General features: G+C 54.1%; 1 rRNA gene. It reads right to left on the bottom strand.

Going from position 1 to position 876, the window contains the following annotated elements:
- Window positions 1-869, bottom strand: a 16S ribosomal RNA gene (locus NQ185_RS20075); the annotation flags it as partial.
- Between the last annotated feature and the right edge of the window lie 7 nt (window positions 870-876).

Genomic DNA, 876 nt, shown 5'->3' with positions numbered 1-876 from the left:
GCTGCAGCACTAAAGGGCGGAAACCCTCTAACACTTAGCACTCATCGTTTACGGCGTGGACTACCAGGGTATCTAATCCTGTTCGCTCCCCACGCTTTCGCGCCTCAGCGTCAGTTACAGACCAAAGAGCCGCCTTCGCCACTGGTGTTCCTCCACATCTCTACGCATTTCACCGCTACACGTGGAATTCCGCTCTTCTCTTCTGCACTCAAGTTTCCCAGTTTCCAATGACCGCTCACGGTTGAGCCGCGAGATTTCACATCAGACTTAAGAAACCGCCTGCGCGCGCTTTACGCCCAATAATTCCGGACAACGCTTGCCACCTACGTATTACCGCGGCTGCTGGCACGTAGTTAGCCGTGGCTTTCTGGTCAGGTACCGTCACGGTACCGGCAGTTACTCCGATACTTGTTCTTCCCTGATAACAGAGTTTTACGATCCGAAAACCTTCATCACTCACGCGGCGTTGCTCCGTCAGACTTTCGTCCATTGCGGAAGATTCCCTACTGCTGCCTCCCGTAGGAGTCTGGGCCGTGTCTCAGTCCCAGTGTGGCCGATCACCCTCTCAGGTCGGCTACGCATCGTTGCCTTGGTGAGCCGTTACCTCACCAACTAGCTAATGCGCCGCGGGCCCATCTGTAAGTGATAGCCGAAACCATCTTTCAACCTCTCCTCATGCGAGAAAAGAAGTTATCCGGTATTAGCTCCGGTTTCCCGAAGTTATCCCAGTCTTACAGGCAGGTTGCCCACGTGTTACTCACCCGTCCGCCGCTAACTTTTGGGAGCAAGCTCCCAAAAGTCCGCTCGACTTGCATGTATTAGGCACGCCGCCAGCGTTCGTCCTGAGCCAGGATCAAACTCTCATTAAAGTAGTTT

This window comes from Lederbergia panacisoli (assembly GCF_024626525.1).
GTDB classification, from domain to species: Bacteria; Bacillota; Bacilli; order Bacillales; family Bacillaceae_C; genus Lederbergia; species Lederbergia panacisoli.
The sequence above is the reverse complement of the archived record's forward strand: the minus strand, read 5'-3'. Positions and strand labels throughout refer to the sequence as shown.